Annotated in this window: 4 protein-coding genes; 2 read left to right on the top strand and 2 right to left on the bottom strand. The window is 59.1% G+C overall.

Annotated elements, in window-relative coordinates:
* On the top strand, positions 1–889 hold an 889-nt coding region (murB, locus tag B2W52_RS09080), incomplete at its 5' end, for a UDP-N-acetylmuramate dehydrogenase (protein WP_286802599.1).
* A 55-nt stretch (positions 890–944) separates the two neighbouring features.
* On the opposite strand, the gene B2W52_RS09075 is transcribed toward murB, so the two are convergent.
* A complete protein-coding gene (locus tag B2W52_RS09075) occupies positions 945–2,678 on the bottom strand; it encodes a proline--tRNA ligase (RefSeq protein WP_273073203.1) in 1,734 nt (577 codons plus the stop codon).
* 127 nt (positions 2,679–2,805) lie between these two features.
* On the opposite strand from B2W52_RS09075, the gene B2W52_RS09070 reads away from it, so the two are divergent.
* Positions 2,806–3,420, top strand: a complete 615-nt coding sequence (locus tag B2W52_RS09070) for a TetR/AcrR family transcriptional regulator (protein WP_041646252.1) — start codon at positions 2,806–2,808, stop codon at positions 3,418–3,420.
* A 1-nt stretch (position 3,421) separates the two neighbouring features.
* Here the strand turns inward: B2W52_RS09070 and B2W52_RS09065 are convergent.
* On the bottom strand, positions 3,422–3,686 hold a 265-nt coding region (locus B2W52_RS09065; protein WP_286802595.1), incomplete at its 5' end, for an Lrp/AsnC ligand binding domain-containing protein.

Raw genomic sequence — 3,686 nt, 5'->3', positions numbered from 1 at the left:
TCTGGGGGGCGGCAGTAACCTGGTGTTCGCGGGTGACTTCGCGGGGCTGGTGGTGCGTCTGGCGATTCGTGGCCGCCGTTGGGAGCACATTGAGGACCACAGGGCGACCCTGGTGCTTGGTGCGGGTGAAAACTGGCATGAGGCGGTCCTGTATGCTGCCCGGGCCGGTTATCGCGGTATCGAGAATCTGGCGCTTATCCCGGGCACGGCCGGCGCGGCGCCCGTCCAGAATATTGGTGCCTATGGTGTTGAGCTCGGCGATTGCCTGGAATCCGTCACCGCACTGGATCGCAATTCGGGTGAGCTGGTTGTTCTCAAGAACGCCCAGTGCCGTTTTTCCTACCGCGACAGCCTGTTCAAACAGACGCCGGGTCGCTATGTGATCACCGAAATCCGTTTGGGCCTGTCCCGCTCACGTCCTCTGGTGCTCGGATATCGGGATCTCCGGGAGTACCTCGGTGATACAGCGGAAACCGCCCTCGACCCTTTGCATGTGGCAGAGGCCATAATGGCCATTCGCCGACGAAAGTTGCCGGACCCGGATATGATTCCGAACGCCGGAAGTTTCTTCAAGAACCCGGTGGTTGACGGAGTAACGTTCGAGGCACTCAGCGAGCGGCACCCGGATATTGTGGCTTATCCTCAGGAGCAGGGGGTCAAACTGGCAGCGGCGTGGCTGATCGATCAGAGTGGCTGGAAAGGCTTCCGGAATGCCCGGGTGGGCGTGCATAACCGACAGGCGCTGGTGCTGATTAACCACTCGGGCGGCACAGGTGCCGACATACTGGAGCTTGCCAGAGAAGTTCGTCAGTCAGTCGTTGACCGGTTTGGTGTCACCCTGGAAATGGAGCCAGGGATTGTGGGTGGTTCGGGAAGGGAAAATCCCTGACGGCACTGCTTTATACAAGTGCCGTCAGAGGCTTGTCCGCGTATGCGGACAGCGATCAGAGCCCTTTTCGGGGCGATGCGTTGACCAGGAATGGCAGCGCTTCAGCCACCGGGACATCCTGTTTTTCCGCATCCTTTCTGCCTTTGTATTCCAGGGTTCCGGCTGCCAGACCACGCTCGGAAACCACGAACCGGTGCGGGATACCAATCAATTCCATATCGGCAAACTTCACGCCAGGGCGCTCTTTTCGGTCGTCCAGAAGCACATCGTAACCGGCTTGGCGTAGCTGTTCATAAAGCTTTTCGCCGGCCTCGGCAACGGTTGGTGACTTATGGGCGTTCAGGGTAACAATGGCCACCTGGAAAGGCGCAATGGCATCGGGCCAGATGATGCCGTTTTCATCGTGGTTCTGTTCAATGGCTGCGGCAACAACCCGGGAAACACCCAGGCCGTAACAGCCCATGTCCATAATCACGGTTTTCCCGTTCTCATCTAGAACCGTGGCGTTCATGGCAGTGCTGTACTTGTTGCCAAGTTTGAAGATGTGGCCCACTTCAATGCCGCGCCGGATCTCCAGAGTGCCCTTGCCATCCGGGCTGGGGTCGCCCTCAACCACGTTGCGCAGGTCTTCCACCCGTTCAAGCGCAGCGTCTCTCTCCCAGTTCACGCCGGTAAGGTGGAAGCCTTCCCGGTTGGCGCCGCAAACAAAGTCCGCCAGATGCGCGGCACTGCGGTCCACAATGACGGGCACGTTGAGGTTTACCGGTCCGATAGATCCGGGCTTGCAGCCGATAGCCTGTTCGATTTCCTCATCGGTGGCCATGGTCAGAGGCTCGGCAACGCCGGCCAGGTTTTCGGCCTTGATCTCGTTCAGGGTGTGATCGCCCCGCAGAACCAGTGCAACCAGCCCGGAGCTGCCGTCTTCGTCGGCTTCCGCCTTCACCAGCAGGGTTTTGACCGTGCGGGTGGCGTCAATGCCCAGCAGCTGTGATACCGCGTCGATGGTTTTCTGGTCCGGCGTGGCGACTTCCTTCATTTCCTCGACCGGAGCAGGGCGGGTGCCGCTCGGGGCTACTGCTTCTGCTTTCTCGATGTTGGCCGCGTAATCGCTCCCGGTGCTGAACACGATGTCATCTTCACCTGAAGATGCAAGCACGTGAAACTCGTGGGATGCGCTGCCACCAATGGCCCCGGAGTCCGCCTGTACCGCACGGTAATCCAGGCCGAAACGGTCGAAAATGGCGCAGTAGGTGCGGTGCATCAATTCGTAGGTTTCGTTCAGGGACTCGGCGTTCAGATGGAAGGAATAAGCGTCCTTCATCAGGAATTCCCGGGCGCGCATCACGCCAAACCGGGGGCGACGCTCGTCCCGGAATTTGGTCTGAACCTGGTAGAAGTTGGCTGGCAACTCCTTGTAGCTGCTGATCTCATTCCGGATCAGGTCGGTAATGACCTCTTCGTGGGTCGGTCCGAAACAGAAATCACGGCCATGACGGTCTTTCATTCGCAGCAGTTCGCCGCCGTACTGGGTCCAGCGTCCGGATTCCTCCCAGAGTTCGGCCGGCTGGACCGCAGGCATCAACACTTCCTGAGCGCCACTCTTGTCCATTTCTTCGCGAACGATTCGCTCGACCTTGCGCAGGGTACGCAGGCCCATTGGCAACCAGGTGTATAGCCCGGCGGCCAGTTTGCGAATCATGCCGGCACGCAACATCAACTGATGGCTGATGATCTCGGCGTCGGCGGGGGTCTCTTTCTGGGTGGCAATCAGGTAGCGGCTTGCTCGCATCGTGTCTTCCGTTTGTAATAAATCTGAAGTGTTAGACTAATGGACAGGCGGCGGTTGGCCCGCCGGAGCCTTTATTTGTCGTAAAGTGGCCATTATTGTACGGAGCCTGTTGCACAAGGTACAGATGATGACCGACGAATCTATTGATGTCGCCCCGCGGCGCCGGCCGGTTCAGGCCCGCAGCCGGGAGCGCGTTAACACCATCCTTCGCCATGCCGCCGCCATTTTTCATGAGACCGGTGTCGATGCTGCGAGCATGTCAGCCATTGCCCGACAATCGGGCATGTCGCTGGCTTCTCTCTACCGCTACTTTCCCAACAAGGCGGCCATCGTCCATGCCATTGCCGAACAGCACGTGGAGAAGATGGAGCGGGCTCTGCGGGAACGGTTGCAGGAACTGAATCTCAGCGATGCGGTAGACGTTCTCATCGATCAGTTTTATGAGTTCTATCGCCACGAGCCCGCCTACTCGGCGATCTGGAGTGGTGTAGAGGCAATGCCTGAGCTGAGGGAGCTGGATCTGAGAGAGCTGTACACCAACGCCCGCGATCTGGATCGGAAACTCAAAGAGGAGTGTCCCCGGATTCCTGATGATCGGCGCTGGACCGCAAGCCTTTTGTTGCCAAGGTCCGCCGGCACTGTCCTCCGGTTGGCGGTAACTCTGCCCGACGCCCAGGGTCGACAACTGGTGGAGGAGCTCAAATGTATGGCAAGGGCTTACGTCCGCGAGCTCGTCGCCTGAGTCAGGAAAGGTACGCCAATGGCAGGGCAGTACTGTCGATCACTCGCCGGAGCACGAAGCTGGAGTGCACGCCGCTGACGCCCTGAATGCGGGTAATGCGGTTCAGCAGGAAATGGTGGTAATGGTCCATGTCCGGTACCACCACCTTCAGCATGTAATCGGCGTCCTGGCCGGTAATAAGGTAGCACTCCTGCACCTCCGGGTACTCGGCAACCTGCTCTTCAAACGCCGCGAAACGCTCGGGTGTATGCCGATCCATGCCAATT

Origin of the sequence: Marinobacter sp. UBA2498 (genome assembly GCF_002341575.1) — a bacterium.
GTDB classification, from domain to species: domain Bacteria; phylum Pseudomonadota; class Gammaproteobacteria; order Pseudomonadales; family Oleiphilaceae; genus Marinobacter; species Marinobacter manganoxydans.
Note: the sequence above shows the minus strand (reverse complement) of the source record. Positions and strands in the feature narration are given on the sequence as shown.

Bases quoted from the DNA above. Each gene is read 5' to 3' on its own strand.
- B2W52_RS09075 (WP_273073203.1), bottom strand. From the start codon at position 2,678: ATGCGAGCAAGCCGCTACCTGATTGCCACCCAGAAAGAGACCCCCGCC.
- B2W52_RS09070 (WP_041646252.1), top strand. From the start codon at position 2,806: ATGACCGACGAATCTATTGATGTCGCCCCGCGGCGCCGGCCGGTTCAG.